Origin of the sequence: Humisphaera borealis (genome assembly GCF_015169395.1) — a bacterium.
GTDB lineage: Bacteria > Planctomycetota > Phycisphaerae > Tepidisphaerales > Tepidisphaeraceae > Humisphaera > Humisphaera borealis.
Window position 1 is genome coordinate 6,808,091 of the sequence record NZ_CP063458.1, and the last position, 15,445, is coordinate 6,823,535.

At 64.1% G+C, this 15,445-nt stretch carries 14 protein-coding genes; 8 read left to right on the forward strand and 6 right to left on the reverse strand.

Annotation, left to right across the window (positions count from 1 at the left end; translation table 11 throughout):
• Positions 1–239 precede the first annotated feature (239 nt).
• The 6 genes from IPV69_RS25645 to IPV69_RS25670 form a co-directional block, all read right to left on the reverse strand.
• Entirely contained in the window at positions 240–917 is a 678-nt protein-coding gene (locus IPV69_RS25645) for a cysteine hydrolase family protein (RefSeq protein WP_206292579.1), read from the reverse strand.
• A 347-nt stretch (positions 918–1,264) separates the two neighbouring features.
• Positions 1,265–1,675: a cupin domain-containing protein gene (locus IPV69_RS25650; protein ID WP_206292580.1), complete on the reverse strand. Its 411-nt coding sequence runs from the start codon at positions 1,673–1,675 to the stop codon at positions 1,265–1,267.
• Positions 1,676–1,746: 71 nt separating this feature from the next.
• The gene (gene biuH / locus IPV69_RS25655) at positions 1,747–2,448 is read right to left on the reverse strand and encodes a biuret amidohydrolase (protein ID WP_206292581.1); all 702 of its coding nucleotides are present in this window, start codon (positions 2,446–2,448) and stop codon (positions 1,747–1,749) included.
• A gap of 318 nt (positions 2,449–2,766) precedes the next feature.
• Complete coding sequence (locus IPV69_RS25660) at positions 2,767–3,972, reverse strand: hypothetical protein (RefSeq protein WP_206292582.1); 1,206 nt, start codon at positions 3,970–3,972, stop codon at positions 2,767–2,769.
• Between the two features lie 287 nt (positions 3,973–4,259).
• Complete coding sequence (locus IPV69_RS25665; RefSeq protein ID WP_206292583.1) at positions 4,260–5,870, reverse strand: sigma-54-dependent transcriptional regulator; 1,611 nt, start codon at positions 5,868–5,870, stop codon at positions 4,260–4,262.
• Positions 5,867–8,872 carry a CHASE domain-containing protein gene (locus IPV69_RS25670; RefSeq protein ID WP_206292584.1) on the reverse strand — a complete coding sequence of 1,002 codons (3,006 nt, stop codon included), beginning with the start codon at positions 8,870–8,872 and terminating at the stop codon, positions 5,867–5,869. Before IPV69_RS25670 ends, IPV69_RS25665 begins: the two co-directional genes overlap by 4 nt.
• A gap of 300 nt (positions 8,873–9,172) precedes the next feature.
• Here IPV69_RS25670 and IPV69_RS25675 point away from each other — a divergent pair, with 300 nt between their 5' ends.
• The 8 genes from IPV69_RS25675 (at position 9,173) to IPV69_RS25710 (ending at position 15,423) form a co-directional block, all read left to right on the forward strand.
• The gene (locus tag IPV69_RS25675) at positions 9,173–9,391 is read left to right on the forward strand and encodes a hypothetical protein (protein WP_206292585.1); all 219 of its coding nucleotides are present in this window, start codon (positions 9,173–9,175) and stop codon (positions 9,389–9,391) included.
• Between the two features lie 123 nt (positions 9,392–9,514).
• Positions 9,515–10,579: a Rieske 2Fe-2S domain-containing protein gene (locus IPV69_RS25680; protein WP_206292586.1), complete on the forward strand. Its 1,065-nt coding sequence runs from the start codon at positions 9,515–9,517 to the stop codon at positions 10,577–10,579.
• A gap of 99 nt (positions 10,580–10,678) precedes the next feature.
• The gene (locus tag IPV69_RS25685; protein ID WP_206292587.1) at positions 10,679–11,455 is read left to right on the forward strand and encodes a hypothetical protein; all 777 of its coding nucleotides are present in this window, start codon (positions 10,679–10,681) and stop codon (positions 11,453–11,455) included.
• Positions 11,452–12,816: a HEAT repeat domain-containing protein gene (locus IPV69_RS25690; protein WP_206292588.1), complete on the forward strand. Its 1,365-nt coding sequence runs from the start codon at positions 11,452–11,454 to the stop codon at positions 12,814–12,816. Before IPV69_RS25685 ends, IPV69_RS25690 begins: the two co-directional genes overlap by 4 nt.
• A gap of 96 nt (positions 12,817–12,912) precedes the next feature.
• Positions 12,913–13,566, forward strand: a complete 654-nt coding sequence (locus IPV69_RS25695) for an RNA polymerase sigma factor (RefSeq protein ID WP_206292589.1) — start codon at positions 12,913–12,915, stop codon at positions 13,564–13,566.
• A 72-nt stretch (positions 13,567–13,638) separates the two neighbouring features.
• Positions 13,639–13,872 (forward strand): anti-sigma factor family protein, encoded by a 234-nt coding sequence (locus tag IPV69_RS25700; protein WP_206292590.1) that lies wholly within the window; start codon positions 13,639–13,641, stop codon positions 13,870–13,872.
• Positions 13,873–14,348: 476 nt separating this feature from the next.
• On the forward strand, positions 14,349–14,813 hold the full coding sequence (locus IPV69_RS25705) for a YHS domain-containing (seleno)protein (RefSeq protein ID WP_206292591.1): 465 nt from the start codon (positions 14,349–14,351) through the stop codon (positions 14,811–14,813).
• Between the two features lie 145 nt (positions 14,814–14,958).
• Positions 14,959–15,423, forward strand: coding sequence for a DoxX family protein (locus IPV69_RS25710; protein ID WP_206292592.1), 465 nt, complete (start codon positions 14,959–14,961; stop codon positions 15,421–15,423).
• Positions 15,424–15,445 lie beyond the last annotated feature (22 nt).

A 15,445-nucleotide genomic window follows, 5' to 3' on the forward strand; every position in this document is an offset into this window, starting at 1 on the left:
AGCGGTTGGCGGTTACAAGCTTGGTTCGTCGTGGCAAAGAGAAGCGTCAGCCACGAATACTCACGAATGAGCACGGATAAGACACGGCTCCGTCAGTGACAAGGGCTTCCAGCCCGTGCGAGCGGTTCAGGAGTCTAAATCTTTGCATAAGAAGGTCTGACCACTGCAACGTCTCCGGCACGGGCTGGAAGCCCTTGTCACTGACTGAGCGGTCTCTCATCCGCCTTCATCCTTGATTCTCATGCTGTCATCGCGGCGATGATCTTCGTCGAGTCTGAGACCCAGCCGAAGATGCCGCCTTGGGCTTTAATCATCTTGAGGCCCATGGCCTGGAATTCCGGGAAGTACGAGCCGACGCAGTCTTCCGGCACGATGCAGTCGTAACCCCGATCGTTGGCTTCGCGGACGGTCGTGTTTACGCAGACTTCAGTCGTGACGCCGGTGACGATCAGCTGCTTCACGCCCAGGTTTTGAAGGATAGCGTGGAGATCGGTCGCGAAGAACGCGCCCTTCCCCGGCTTGTCGATCACCGGTTCGCCGGGCAGGGGGTAGAGTTCGGGGATGATGTCGTGCCCGGCTTCGCCGCGGACGAGGATGCGGCCCATCGGGCCGGCGTCGCCGATGCAGGTGGCACTGCGCCCGCGGATCTTCTTGGCCGGCGGCAGGTCGGCCAGGTCGGGGCGGTGCCCTTCGCGGGTGTGGATGACCTTCAGCCCCAGCGAACGCCAGGCGGCCAGCAGTTTCTTATTCGGTTCGATCGTCCGGCGGAGTTGTGAGACGTCGTTGCCCAGCATCTCGCCGAAACCGCCCGGTTCCAGGAAGTCGCGCTGCATGTCGATAATCAGCAGGGCGCAGGTCTCGGGATCGAACTCAAACGAGTAGGGCTCGGCATCCACTGAGATGGTTTTCTCCGGCATGATCATGGTACACCTGCTTCGGATTGTCGGTCGTTGGGACGCGATCGCGAACGGCTGCGACCGAACGTCTGCCTTGAACAACGAGCCGGGTTGATTTCAGACGGTCGATTCGGATTCCCAGACGCCCCGGTGTATGCACGCGAGCGGTGATACAGGAGTCTTCGTGCCGGGGGGTTCAATTCCGGGCACACGAGCGTCTCGAGCAGTGCGGTTGGTTCGACAACATGCACGCGTCGTGCCAGAACAGCGGAAACCGCAAAATCTGACATTCCTGCACGAATCTCGACCTGAGACGGGACCTGGTCCGGACGACATTTCCGGTTGCCTGTCACATCTGTTTCAGCCTGTCACAGGCGTTCCACCGACGTGCCGGCCGGCGGGTCGAAGACGACCGGTCGCTCCCAGATTGCCAGGGCAACACAGCCTTCATCGCTGCGTACCGAATGCGCGGTGCCCGGGGGATGGATGAGCAAAGTGCCCTGTCGGTGAACGCCGTTCTCGTCGGCCTGGGAGCCGCGCAGCACCAGGATATGTTCCATCCCGACGTGGCGATGGCGGATCAGCCGGGCACCCGGCGTATACCGAAGCAGTGCGGCGCTTTGGCCCGTCTCCAGGCGATAAAGCCGGAAGATTTCGATTCCGGGCACGAATGCCTGCCAAGGCAACGCCGGATCGTCGATCAGGCGCAGCAGGTCGGGCACGACCAGGGCGCGTGTCGTATCCTTCATCAAGACAGGGGACAGATCCTTCTCGCTCATCGACCGGCTCCGGCCAGGGACTGATGCTGACGCTCGCAGGTGTCCCCGCCCGGGGCAAACCGCCGGTGATGTCAGCAGATGGCGTGGATCAGTGCCGCCGATTCCGCGACTGCGCCGAACACGCCGTTCTGCATCTTAACCATATTGATTGCGGCCGCATGGTTGGCCGGATCGGTCGCGGCGCAGCAGTCGGTCAGCAGAAGGCATTCGTAGCCGCGGTCGTTGGCTTCGCGCATCGTGGTATGCACGCAGACGTCCGTGGTAATACCGGTCAGAACGATGTTGTCGATCTTCTTCTGCCGGAGGATCAGGTCCAGGTCGGTCGCGCAGAACGACCCCTTGCCCGGCTTGTCGATGATCGTTTCTCCGGGCAGCGGGGCGAGCTCGGGGATGATGTCCCAGCCGGGTTCCCCGCGGACAAGCACGCGCCCGCAGGGCCCGGGGTCGCCGATGCCCGCGATGCTGTTGAACTTGCGCGACCGCCAGCGCTTGTTGGCGGGGAGGTCGGCCAGGTCGGGGCGATGGCCCTCGCGGGTGTGGAAGATGTGGTAGCCGCGGTCGCGTGCGACATCCAGCAGCCGCTGGATCGCCGGTACGACGGCGCGGGTGATACCAATGTCGTATCCCAACAGGTCGATGTAGCCGCCCTTGCCGCAGAAGTCGGTCTGCATGTCGATGACGATCAGCGCCGTATTCTGCGGCCGCAGGTCGCCGTTCCAAGGCCAGGGGTAGGGTGCCGATTCGATGTACGTTTTGGCGGACGATTCAGACACGCGGAGGACCTCAGGTTAGTCGAAGACGAGCGGGGTTGCAGACGGTTCTACCTTACGTCACCCCACTCCCGCTCACGAGTTGAAAATCCAGGTTACGTGGCGAAATCAGGCATAAGCAACGGATCCACGAATGAGCACGAATTGTTGCCAATGAAAAAGTAACACGCTGCCCCATCCTGGGCGACAGAGCCGTGCCAACCGTTCTTCAGATGTCTTGTTCGTGAACATTCGTGGATAAGGTTTGCTAGCGACCACCGCGCAGCATCACGGGCGGCGTATCGGACCGCCGCCCGTGCGTGCCGCGCCTGCATCAAGGCGTCAGAAGTTCATGCCGATGCCAAGCGATCCGACAAACACATTGCGATTGTCGTTGCCGCTCAGAATCGTGCCGGCCTCCAGGAGGCTCTGATTCATCAGGTAGAAGTAGGTCAGCCCGGCCGTGGCGTGCCAGTGGCCCATTCTCGCCGGGATGAAGTTCAACGGGATCGTGGCATTCACAGACGTGCTGAACACGCCGAAGTTGCCGTTCGAAGCCGTCGCATCCCAGTACCCTTCGGGACCGACCGAGAAGTAGGTCGGGAAGGCGAGCTTGATGGGCATGTCCGGGGCGGCCTTGACGGTGTAGGTCGGGACGATACCGATTTCGACGTAGCCGGTGTCGCCCTGCTTGCCCAGCACCACGGTCGAGGAGCCGGCGACGGCCCACCACAGATCGACATAGGGGTTCAGCGAGAATCCGCTGTCGCCCCAGACCTTCGAATCGTCGAAGCTGATCTTGAGGTCGATGTTGTGTTCGGTGGACGGCTTGGCCTCGGTCGACTGCGGGAAGCCCCAGGCGCCGTAGGTCAGGTTGAACGAAAACTTATCGACGTTCCACGAGAAGCTCGCGAAGTAGTCGGTTTCGTTCCACGAACCGACGTTCGTGTCGTTCTGGGCCGAGTTGAAGCTCGTCCAGACACCCGTCACGAACGTAAGACCCTTAAGTGGACCGGCGTCGCCGATGGGGATGACGAAACCGCCGACCGGCTGGAACACCACGCCGGAGTTTTCAACGACCAGGCCGCGTGGCGTCACATAGGCTGTTTTGAACGGGGCCTCGATGAAGCCGTGAATGTTGGGCGTTTCCGCCGCGTCGGCGGCGAGGTAGACGGGGTGTTCCGTGGGCGACTGGCCCATCGTCGGATTGGCAACCCGCTTAAGCACCTTGTCGGTGAATACGAGATCGCTGTTGGTGACCTTCAGCGAAAAGGGCTGGCTCTCCATGTTCGCCAGCGCTTCGTCGGCCGTCGTTTCGCGCGGCGCGGAGGCGAAAGGGTTCAGTCCGAAGCCCGAACCGCCGACCGACTCCTGTGCCGCGCCGTCCTGCGGGCGAGGCGGACCCAGCACCGTATCCGGGGCGGGCGCTGTCGCCTTTGAGGGGGGCGTCGGCCCGAGTACGAAAGGGCCGTCGGCCGCGAGGGCCTGCGTGGCCAGACCGGCAGTTGCAACCAAAGCCGCAAGGAACACACGAGAGGTGCGCTTCATCGAAATCGATCCTTCCCAAGATCTTCGGCCGGCTGTTCAGGCCGACCGACAGTGAACTGACGCGGTAGGTTGCACGACACGGACCGTCGCCTTCCGCCCCCGGAGGCGTTACGGCCCGCGTCGCACGAGTTGCCTAAAACAATGCGCGTGCCGTTCGTTAAGATTCGCGGAATCACAGTATTGGCATGGGGTTATGCCAAGAGGAAGGTAGCTGCGGCGCGGGGCTGTGTGTCACTTGCGCCCGGCCTGCAACAGTCGCGACAATTCGGAGGGTAATGGGGGTGACGTCAACTGTTGCCCAGCTTGCGGTAAATGCGCGTCCGGTTCACACCCAGGCGGCGGGCGGCCTCGGCAACATTGCCGCCGGTTTCGGCCAGGGCTCGTTTCATCAGCAGGGTCTCGGCTTCCTCCAGATTCAACGGCAGGTCGGCGACGGGAGAGAGGGCATCCGAAGCCGGCGGTGTGGCCGCCGAGGAGGCAATCGTCGGCGTGGCCACCGGCAGGGGCGCGGCCGGTGTCGGCACAGGGAGGGTTTGCAGTGGGGTCGGCAGGGCGGTCGCCAGGTGCTCGAGTTCGATCGCTTCGCCGCCGCTCTCGATCAGGCACCTCTCGATGACGTTCTTGAGTTCGCGGACATTTCCCGGGAACGCGTGCATCGCGAGCGATCGAAAGACGGCCGGGGAAATGGCCGGTGGCACCAGGCCCATTTCACGTGCGAACAGCCTCACGAAATGCTCTGCCAGCAGGGGAATGTCTTCCGTGCGTTCCCGCAGGGGCGGGAGGCGCACACAGTATTGCGACAGCCGGAAGTAAAGATCCTGCCGGAACACGCCGTTGGCGATCTGTCGATCGAGGTTCGCGTTGGTCGCGGCGACGATGCGAACATTGACGCGCTTCTCGCGTGAAGAGCCGATGGGCGTGATCTTTCCGTCTTCCAGGACGCGCAGCAACTTGGCCTGCAGCGCGACGGGCATGTCACCGATCTCGTCGAGAAACAATGTACCGCCGTCGGCGAGTTCGAAGTAGCCCTTGCGGTCGGCGGTCGCGCCGGTGAAGGCGCCCCGGGTGTGACCGAACAGGGTGGATTCGGCAAGGTCGGCCGGAATGGCGACGCAGTTGATCGCGATGAACGGCCCGCCCGCCCGCGGGCTGCCGCCATGAATGGCGCGGGCCACCAGTTCCTTCCCGGTGCCGCTTTCGCCGGTCACCAGGACATTGATCGAACCGAAGTTCCGCACCCGCGCGATGTCGGCAAGGATGCGGCGGAGCGTCGCGCTGCGACCGATGAACCCGCCGACGTCCCACCGCTCGGCTTCCTGGTTCGCCATGGCGGCCAGGCGTCCGTCGACAGTCCGCAGGGCGTCTTCGGCCCGCTCGCGACGGGCGTTCTCCTGCTGGAGTGCGTCGAGTGTCGAGCGAAGCTCGGCGTCCTGGCGCAGCAGGTCGGCGTTCCTTGCCGACAGTTCGCGGGTGAGCTGCGCGATCCGCAGGTGCGCGCCGACGCGTGCCAGCACCTCGGCGGCTTCGAACGGTTTGGAGATGTAGTCCACGCCGCCGACGGCGAACCCGCTCAGCAGGCTTTCAGCGCCGTCGCGGGCGCTGACGAACAGGACGGGGATCTCCCGCGTCTCGGGTAAGGCCTTGAGCCGCCGACAGGTTTCGTAACCGTCGATGCCCGACATGACGACGTCGAGCAGGATGATGTGGGGCATTGCCGATGCCGCGACGCGCACCGCCGCCTCGCCCGACGAAACGGCCAGCACGTCGTAATCCTGCCGTTCGAGCAGGCCGACCAGCGTGTCGAGGTTTGCCGGGGTGTCATCAACCACCAGCACGGTAAGCCGTGACGAGGCGGTGCTGGTCGTGGTGTCGGCGGGGGCCGGATCGGCTGCGGTCACCGCTCCTCCTCGTCCGGCGGGGTGTCGCCCAGGCTTTGCACGATCAGGTCCATGTCGTAGCTCCGCAACCCGCGACGAACCACCGCCGCCGCACTGGCGGGCCCGGCGGTCTCGGCTTCGGCAAGGCACTGCTTCAGGTCGGTCACGCTGCAACGCTTGGCCGCACGCAGGATCCGCCGGCGCAGGCTGGGTAGAAGTTCCCTGGCGGAAGAAGTGTTCCGTTCGAGGGGCGGGGTCGCCTCCGTTCGGCTGACGTCCAGCGGAACACCGGCCAGGCGGGCGACGGTCATCGCGAGTCGGTCCAGTTCGATCGGTTTGGCAATAAAGCCGTGAAATCCGGCCTGGTCGCATCGGGCGCGATGTTCGGGCGTCGCCGACGCCGACATCGCCAGCAGCTTGATGTCGCCGCCCGTTCGCTCGCGCAGCAACGTGGCGGTCGCAATTCCATCCACCCCGGGCATCATGATGTCGACGACGGCAATTTCCGGCCGGGCGGCATCGACGATTTCCACCGCCTCGGCCGCGGACGACGCTTCGGTCACATCGCAGCCGATCCGCCGCAGCAGATCGGCGACGACCCGCCGACTGTCGGTCACGTCGTCGATGACCATCGCCCGGACCGGTCGTCCCGGAGACAGAATGCGGCTCAGCCGCTTGGGCAGGTCGTTTTCGACCGCCGTCGCGGGCAAATCCAGCTCGAAATCGAAGCGTGATCCGGTGCCGGGCGTCGATTGGACACGAAGCCGGCCGCCCATGGCCTCGATCTGACCCCGCGCGATCGAAAGGCCGAGCCCCGTGCCGCCACGGCTGGCTCCGGAGGGCGCCTGCTGGAACGGTTCGAAGATCGCCGTCATCGCTTCGGGCTGAATGCCGATGCCGGTGTCGGCGACCTCGAAGCGGTAGCGGCTTTCGTTCAGGCGGTCGATGCGGACTGTGATCGTGCCCTGGTCGGTAAACTTCACGGCATTGCCGAGCAGGTTGATCAACACCTGCCGAAGCTTCCTGCTGTCGCCCCACACACAGGCCGGCCAGTCTTGGTCGCCCGGCGAATCGATCCGAAGCAGCAGCCCCTTTTCGGTGCATCGACCGGCGAACAACGACGCTACTTCCCGAACCGCATCCGGAAGGGCAAACGCGCTGGCATTCACTTCTGCACGGCCGGCTTCGATCTTGGACAGGTCCAGGACGTCGTCGATCAGATCTAGAAGGTGGCGGCCGCTGGCGAGAATCGTCCCCATCGCCTCCCGCTGCGCTGCCGTCAGGTTCGCGTCGCCCCCCAGCAGCTGGGCGTAGCCGAGAATCGCATTCATGGGCGTGCGAATCTCGTGGCTGATGTTGGCCAGGAACCGGCTTTTGGCCTGGCTGGCTGCGGCGGCGGCCGACTGGGCCCGTGTGCGCTCGGCGACCTCTCCCTGCAACGCCTGGACGGCCTGATCCAGCTCCGTCGTCCGCTCGCGGACGCGCGCTTCCAGGGCCTCGCGGTCTTCGCGCAATAGTTTCTCGGCATGCTTGCGGTCGGTGATGTCGACCACGCTGCCTTCGAAATACAGCACCCGGCCCGCCTCGTCGCGCACCACCCGTGCGTTCTCGGCGATCCAGATGACCCGGCCGTCTTTACGGCGGACCTGCGATTCGAAGTCCATCACGACGCCGTCCCGCAGGACGCAGTTCACAAACTCGCGGCGGCGCCGCGGGTTGACGTAGAGCTGGTCGGCGACATCGGCAAGGTTGGCCGTCAGTTCGGTGTCGGAGTCGTATCCGTAGATGCGGGCCAGGGCGGGATTGGCGCTGAGGTATGTGCCTTCGACCGTCGTCTGGAACATGCCTTCGACGGCATGCTCGAAAATACTCCGGGCCTTGGCTTCGGCCAACTGGAGCTGGCGGGTCCGCTCATGAACGCTCTGCTCGATGACCGCCCGGCGTCGCAGTCCGGCCGAAATGTAGCAGCTCAGGAGCAGCGAGATGATAATGCCGCTGGCCAGGACGACGAGCGACTCCTTGTGGCGGTGGCGGGCGATGAATGCCGACGTCGGTCGCAGTGAGAGGGACCACTGTCTGCCCGCGAGAGACACGGGTGCCACCCCGATGACGTTCGCCGAAAAGCCCGGCGAATCGGACCCGTATAGCCGCTGTCCGTCGGCCGAGTGGTCGGCGATCGACAGGATCAGGCCGTCCTCGGCAAGGCCGCGCTCCACGGGCGCGATCAGGTGCTCGATTCGGAAGACCGCCGACGCATAGCCGGCCAGGCCGATCGACTGCTTCGTCGGGTCGAGGTTGTGATTCCGGTAGACCGGCAGGTATACGACAAAGCCAATGCCCTGGCGGGGCTTCTGCACCAGTTGAATGGGAGCAGTGGCAGTTGGCTGCCCGGTAGCTGCGGCCGCCTTCAAGGCGGACATTCGGACGGGGTCGGAGTCGAGTTCGAAGCCCAGCGCTGGGGCGTTGTCGGCCTGGGGTTCGAGGTAGTAAACGGGAAGGTACTCCGACCGCTCAGGGGCCCGAATCGGCGTGCCGGCGGCATTGAGTTCCCGGAACTCAAAGTTCTCAAGACCGTCTCGTCGGGCCTCGGATTCGAACTCGACACGCCGCGATTGGGGCACCACGGGCGTCCAGCCGATTGCCTGCAGTTCCGGCTGACGTGAAAGCGCCTGGGCGACAAACGCTCGAAACTCGCCGCGGGTGACCTGCGGGTCTGTTCTTTGAACACCGTCGGCGGCAGAGGGCAGGGCAGACCCGACGGAACGGGACGCCATCAGGGAGGAAATCCCGTACAGAACATCCATCGACTGGCGGACGGAGGCATCAAGCAGCCGCGCCCGGGCGGCCGCCCGGGCGTGAATCTCGGTCTGAAGCGATTGCCGCTCCCATTGGTCGATCGTGTTCCAGAGTGTCGCGGAGAAGAAGACACCCCCGACGAAAACGAGGGCAACAAAAACCCTTCCTGCCGTCGACCCTGTCGCGGCGATCTGATCTTTCCGCTCCGTCGAGTTGCGCGCAGACAAGGCAAACCACCGTTCAGCGGGTGAGGCGCGCGCGCCCGCTGGGCACGGGACGGTCTTCACGACGCCTCTGACCAACACAAAGCAAACATTGGGCCGCGGTTGCTCCAGAAGCGGTTTCGTGCACGCCGCCTCATCCGAGCAGCATCCAGACTCGCGTCCGTCGGTCGGAGCAGGGTCTCGCAAAGGCCGCCCCCGGCCGGGACGGGCGATCCAAGGCCGACACTGCCGCGCCCCGGTCGCACGAACCGGAATTTTCTCTGTTACCTGCCCGCTAGTCCGGCATCGAAGCATCAACGCAGCATGGACATTGCCCAAGTCATTCTCGTGATCGTTGGCACCTATCTGGCGTCTGGGATCGCGTTCGCCGTTCTGTTTGCGGTACGCGGTGTCGGCATGGTGGACGCCTCGGCACGCGGTGCGCCCGTCGCGTTCCGGTTGTTCATCATCCCCGGAGCGGCGGCCCTCTGGCCGGCGCTCCTTCTGAAGTGGGTTGTCGGACAAAAAGCGAGGTCGGCGTGAATCGCGGGCAGCGACGCTGGCACCTTCGGCTGTGGCTGCTGCTGACGCCCTTGGCGGCGGTCGTGGTCCTGCTGGCATGGCTTGCGAGGTCCGTCCCGAACTAACCTCCGAAGGCATGACGTTATGAGTGTCGGCTATCGCGCCATCCAGTGGAACCCCAACAAGGTCCGCTATGATCTGATCGTCGCCGGCGCGGTTGTGCTCTTTATTGCCGCGTTCGTAGTTGTCACGTCGCTCATTTACACCGGCGATCGGTCGATCAGTCCGCCAATCCTGCTGATGCGAGCGTTCGGGGCGTGCGCGATCGTGATGCTGCACGTTATCCTCTGCATCGGCCCGCTCGCACGGCTCGATCGCCGATTCCTTCCACTGCTCTACAACCGTCGCCACCTGGGTGTGATGACCTTCGCGGTGGCGCTGCTGCACGCGCTGGCCGCGACCGGCTTCTATCACGGGTTCGGGGTGGTCTCCGCACCCTATTCGCTGCTGACCAGCAACCTTGATGTCGCGTCGGTCGCAGGGTTCCCCTTCGAATGGTTCGGTGCGCTCGCGCTAGTGGTGCTGTTTCTGATGGCGGCGACGAGTCACGACTTCTGGCTGAAGAACCTGTCGCCCCGGGTCTGGAAGGCCCTTCACATGTCGGTGTACCTGGCCTGGGCGTCGCTTATCGCGCACGTAGCCCTGGGTTCGATGCAGTCGGAGCGCGGGGCGATCCAGCCAATGCTCCTGATCGCCGGCGTGGCGCTGGTCGGATCGCTTCATCTTGTCGCCGGGCGACGCGAGGCGAAGACCGATGCGGCGGGGGCAGCAACTTCAGACTCGGCCGGCAATCCCGAGACCGACTGGATTGACGCCTGCGCCGTTTCAGACCTGATCGACGGCCGAGGCAAAGTCGTTCCGACGGCGGCAGGCGAGCGCATTGCCCTCTACCGGCAGGGGGCGGCGGTGTCGGCGATCTCCAATGTTTGCGCTCACCAGGGTGGCCCGCTGGGCGAAGGTCGAATCATTGACGGCTGTGTCACCTGTCCGTGGCACGGCTATCAGTATCGCGCCGCCGACGGCTGCGCGCCGCCGCCGTTCACCGAAAAGCTGCCGACGTACCGCGTTCGTGTTGTTGGCGATCGGGTGCAGGTGCACAGGGTCGCGCTGCCGCCGGGAACTGCGGTCGAGCCGGCTGCGATCACGTGATAGCAAGACCAAGATGCTGTGCTGCTTCGCGGTTGTCGCGTCTTTAGACCCGGTGATCGCTCGGTGCGTTGTTGTCACGTCCTCTCAAGAGAACATCCCATGACATCCGGCAACGACGAAAGCTTCTACGTCGGCTACCAGCCGACACCGCCCGGTTTGCGACGCTGGCTGCTCCGCGTGGTGGCGATCACCCTGATCGGTTGCTGCGCGCTGATTGCCGTCCTTGCCGCCGGACAGCGCGACCCCGGTCGTGGTGTCTGGCAGATTGATGACGTCCAGACCTTCACGGGGATGCTTCGCTCCAGTCCATACCTCACTCTCGTGGAAGATAGTGGCCGTGCACTACTGCTGACGGGGCCCACGAAACAGAGCGCTGACGACTGGGCGCACGGCCTGATCGGCAAGCGTGTCGTCGTTCGAGGCCACGCCGTCACACGAGGCGATTTGCGACTGGTCTCGATGGCCGAGGAGGAGACTCCGATCGTCGCGGCCGACGCGGCATCAAGGCCGGTCGGTGAATTACTGCCCGCGACTTCGGCGATCGTCGCCGATGTATCCACGCCCGTGAGACTCGCCGGCGAGATCATCGATCCCAAGTGCTACGCGGGGGCGATGAAGCCCGGTGACGGCAAGGCGCACAAGGCGTGCGCGACGCTGTGCATCCGCGGCGGCATTCCGCCGGTCCTGGTCACACACACGCCCGATCGAACGCCGGCCTTTCTGGTCCTGACCGATCGCGACGGACAACGGCTGGCGGGAGATCGGTTGTCGTCGATTCTTCATCTCGTCGCCGAGCCGGTCATCGTCACCGGCCGGCAGTTCAGCCGGGACGGACTCGTCTTCATTCGTGTGGACGAAGTGGAGCGCAACCCATGAGCACCACGACGGCGATGCGAAGCGATCCGGCCGCGATGCGTGCCGAGCGGCAGGGCATGATGTCCTGCCTGGCGGATTTTCAGGCCGCTGATCCCGGTGTTCGCGGGCAGGCGGTCCGCGCGGCGGCAATGCTGTCCGTCGGGTCGGCCGACTCGACAGATCCCATGCTGCTGAAGGCGCTGCTCGCTTGTCTGCACGATCCGGCCGCCGAGGTGCGCATGGCGGCGGCCGATGCCTTTAACAGCCCCGAAGGCCCGCCGATTGCCGCCTTGCCGCCACTGCGCGAACTATTGCACGACGACGAGCCGTGCGTTCGACGTGCGGCGGCCGGTGCACTCGGTGCCTCGTCAGGCTCGCCGGACGTCGTTCGGGACTTGGCGAACGTGCTGCAAGACTCTGACGCCGACGTACGTTGCACGGTGCTCGACGTGCTTCGGCAGCGGGGCGGCGATGCCGAGTTTTGCCTGCCGCAGGTTCGAACACTGATCCACGACCCGGACGACGGTGTTCGCGTGTCGGCGATCGAGATGCTGAAAGACTTTGGCGGGGCTGGGATCGGCGCTGACGAGGCGGCAGCACTGATGAAAGACGCGTCGGCTCTTGTCCGCCGTGCTGTGGCGGGGCTGATGGGACAGGTCGCCCAGTTCTCCGAAGTGCCGATGGCGGCCTGGCAAAATGCGCTGACCGACGAAGACCCCGCCGTGCGCTTGGCGGCCGCCGCGGCGGCGCGTGCGACGCCGGCCGTCGCGCCGTTATTGGCCGCCGAGCTGAGCGCCGCGATGCGCGACGAATCGCCACTCGTACGTGACGCAGCCCGGGCCGCGTTTTCCGGCGCGATCGGGGAATCCCGCCCGTGGGTGTCCTATCTGCTTCAAATCCACCTCGCATTGGAAGCAGTCGGCGACACAGCCTCCGAGCGTGCGTTGTTGCTGGTCGAGGGACCCGTCGAGTCGGTCTCGCTCTATTTTTGCGAAATACTTGACCACCCCAATCCGGTAGTGGTCTGGAATGCAGCGATCGGCCTGTCGGCGGTCGGGCCGGCGGCCGTGATTGCAGCCCCACGGCTTCTGCCGTTGCTCGGACGTTCAAGGACCATGTTTCGAGTCTGTGGCGTTTGCGGCTTCCTTTCGATGGGACCGGCGGCGCTCCCATGGCTCGACGCGCTGGTCAGACGCCTGGCCGATGGAGATCCGCTCGTGCGGCAACTGTCGGCGATGGCGATCGGCGGAATCGGGACCGCGGCCGACGCGGCGATTCCTGCGCTGCGTTCGGCACTAAACGACCCCAGAGAAACAGTCCGCACGGCCGCGGCAACGGCACTGTCAGCCGTCACCGTCGCGGCGAACCAAAGCCCCCCCTAAGCCCGAGCGATTACCCGACTCCGTTCGAGTCGCGTTGCTCAGGCGATTGACCCTGCGTAACGCATCGAACGAAACGTCTGTCGGGAAAGTACGGTCATGCCACAGCCAACGTCAGAGTCTTCCAACCCCACGCCGCCGAATCGGCGCGAGGACGACGCCCTTCTGCCGCGATTGCAGGCCGGCGACCCGGCCGCGTTCGAACAACTCGTGCGCGACCATGCAGGCCGCATGCTCGCGGTCGCCAAGCGGTTCCTCCGCAGTGAATCCGACGCCAGCGACGCCGTCCAGGACGCATTCCTGTCGGCATTCAAGGCGATCGGTTCTTTCGGTGGCACCGCGAGCCTGGGCACCTGGCTACACTCCATCGTCGTGCGGGCTTCGTTGATGAAGCTCCGCACCCGGCGGCGGCGTCCGGAACAGGCGATCGAAGACCTGCTGCCGCAGTACACCGCCGACGGACATCGCGTTCAGCCGGGTGGCGGTTGGGTTCCCGCGGTCGATCAACTGGCTGAATTGGAAGAGTCCAGGTCCATTGTTCGGCGGTGCATTGAACAATTGCCGTCGCAATACTGTACCGTTTTGCTCCTTCGCGACATCGAAGAGTACGACACGGAGGAAACGGCGCAACTGCTGGGCATTAATGCCAACGCGGTCAAGACGCGGCTGCACCGTGCACGGCAGGCACTGCGGACGCTGTTGAACCCCTATTTCGGAGAGACCGCGGCGGCCGGCGGGCCGGCCGGGCCTTAAGCGTCAGACAACGCAATGGCAGGTAACCGCAGCAGAGACTCTTGTCCGTATACTCAAGAGAGCAGGCAGACCATGACATGTCGTGAGTTGATCGATTTTCTGGAAGAGTATGTCGACGGAAACTTGCCGTCGACCCAGCGGGAAGTGTTCGAGGAGCACATCGACGAGTGCCTCGATTGCAAGAACTACCTCGATAGCTACCGGAAGACCATCCACCTGAGCCGCAAGTCGTTCGAAGGTGCGGAGTTCGTGACCAGCGAAGTGCCGGAAGGCCTTGTTCGCGCCGTCCTCGCGCTGCGTCGATGACTTGCATCGAGGTTGGTAATGCCGCCGGATGTACCCGGCGGAGCGCTCAGATATTCCCGCGACCCGCAACAATCAGGTGTGTTTTCCGTCGGCCGCGAGCAGTCGCGGCTGTCGTCATTTGCGGCATAGCCCGGATTGTTCACCACGGAGGACACGGCGTTCACGGAGATGAAGACCGAGACGAGGCTCATGAACCACCCGAGCGATTCATTCGACTGGCAGGTTGCCGCGATCAAATTCGGGCAATTTCTCTGCGATTTCTCCGTGTTCGCGGCGTCCTCCGTGGTGGTTCTGAATTTTCCGGGTTAGCAGGGTTTGCCTGGAAGAACTGCGATTTCGGCTTCCATCAAGGCTGGGGTGATCTGCACGCCGGGGAAGGCGGGGACAAAGCCGGTGACATTGACGTCGTGCCTGGCATCAGACAGGCGGTCGGATGTTCCGGCCAATTGCCGTAAACCGCTTCCCGGAGATTTTCCATGTTTCGCGCCGCAACTGGTATCGCGCTGTTGGTTGTTCTTGGCTTTGTTTCAACGTCGTCCGCACAGACGCCGCCGTCCCCGCACTACAACTTGGGCAAGGACCGCCTGGCGATAGAAGGCTACGACCCGGTCTCTTACTTCGGCGGCAAAGCGGTCCGCGGGAATGCCAAGTTCTCGGCAGAACATAAAGGCGTGATCTACCGATTCTCCAGCGAGCAGAATCGCAAGCAATTCACCGACGCCCCGGAGAAGTTCGCTCCCGCTTATGGCGGGTGGTGCGCCACCGCGATGGCCGAGGGAAAGAAGGTGGAGATCGATCCGCGGAATTTCCGCATCACCAATGGCCGACTGTTCCTGTTCTACAAGAGCTTCTTCGCCGACGCCCAGGACGACTGGAAAAAGGACGAAGCGAACAAGACGAAGCTCGCCGACGGCTCGTGGAAGAAGATCGCGGGGGAATGAGCCGCATCAGATTCGTTCCATCCAGTTCAGCCATCAGCAGGGCAACACGGTTGTCCCAATCAAAGCATCCGGACCTCAGGCACATCGCGTAACCAGTGCGGGTGCACCGGCATCCCACCGTTGAATGCAATACTCGGAGCCCCTCATGGACCTTAACAAGACGTTATTAATCGGCAGCTGGATTCTCCAAGTTGTCGTCGCCGTCATTCTCGCCCAGACGCTCTTCTTCAAGTTCAGCGGGGCCGAGGAATCGGTCTACATCTTCAAGACGCTCGGGCTGGAGCCTTGGGGACGGATCGGGTCGGGTATCGCCGAACTGATCGCGGTGATCCTGCTGCTCTACCCACGCACGACCACGATCGGGGCGATTCTGGCGCTCGGCGTGATCTGCGGCGCGATCATGAGCCATCTCACGAAACGGGGCATTGAGGTCCAGGGTGACGGCGGGCTGCTGTTTGGCCTGGCGATTGTCGTCTTCGTCGGCTCGCTTGCGATTCTTGTGATCCGCCGGGAGCAGATTCCCGTGATCGGCTCCTGGCTCTTCGGGTCCGATCGGCCCGTGACACCGGCACTGGTGCCTTCGGGCAGCCTGCCGCCGATCGCCGGGTGAACTGCCGCCAACCGACCAACCG

What these genes read in the sequence shown, in the direction of transcription:
- IPV69_RS25645 (WP_206292579.1), bottom strand. Translation starts at nt 917, where the DNA reads ATGCCGGAGAAAACCATCTCAGTGGATGCCGAGCCCTACTCGTTTGAG.
- IPV69_RS25650 (WP_206292580.1), bottom strand. Translation starts at nt 1,675, where the DNA reads ATGAGCGAGAAGGATCTGTCCCCTGTCTTGATGAAGGATACGACACGC.
- IPV69_RS25660 (WP_206292582.1), bottom strand. Translation starts at nt 3,972, where the DNA reads ATGAAGCGCACCTCTCGTGTGTTCCTTGCGGCTTTGGTTGCAACTGCC.
- IPV69_RS25675 (WP_206292585.1), top strand. Translation starts at nt 9,173, where the DNA reads ATGGACATTGCCCAAGTCATTCTCGTGATCGTTGGCACCTATCTGGCG.
- IPV69_RS25680 (WP_206292586.1), top strand. Translation starts at nt 9,515, where the DNA reads ATGAGTGTCGGCTATCGCGCCATCCAGTGGAACCCCAACAAGGTCCGC.
- IPV69_RS25685 (WP_206292587.1), top strand. Translation starts at nt 10,679, where the DNA reads ATGACATCCGGCAACGACGAAAGCTTCTACGTCGGCTACCAGCCGACA.
- IPV69_RS25690 (WP_206292588.1), top strand. Translation starts at nt 11,452, where the DNA reads ATGAGCACCACGACGGCGATGCGAAGCGATCCGGCCGCGATGCGTGCC.
- IPV69_RS25695 (WP_206292589.1), top strand. Translation starts at nt 12,913, where the DNA reads ATGCCACAGCCAACGTCAGAGTCTTCCAACCCCACGCCGCCGAATCGG.
- IPV69_RS25700 (WP_206292590.1), top strand. Translation starts at nt 13,639, where the DNA reads ATGACATGTCGTGAGTTGATCGATTTTCTGGAAGAGTATGTCGACGGA.
- IPV69_RS25705 (WP_206292591.1), top strand. Translation starts at nt 14,349, where the DNA reads ATGTTTCGCGCCGCAACTGGTATCGCGCTGTTGGTTGTTCTTGGCTTT.
- IPV69_RS25710 (WP_206292592.1), top strand. Translation starts at nt 14,959, where the DNA reads ATGGACCTTAACAAGACGTTATTAATCGGCAGCTGGATTCTCCAAGTT.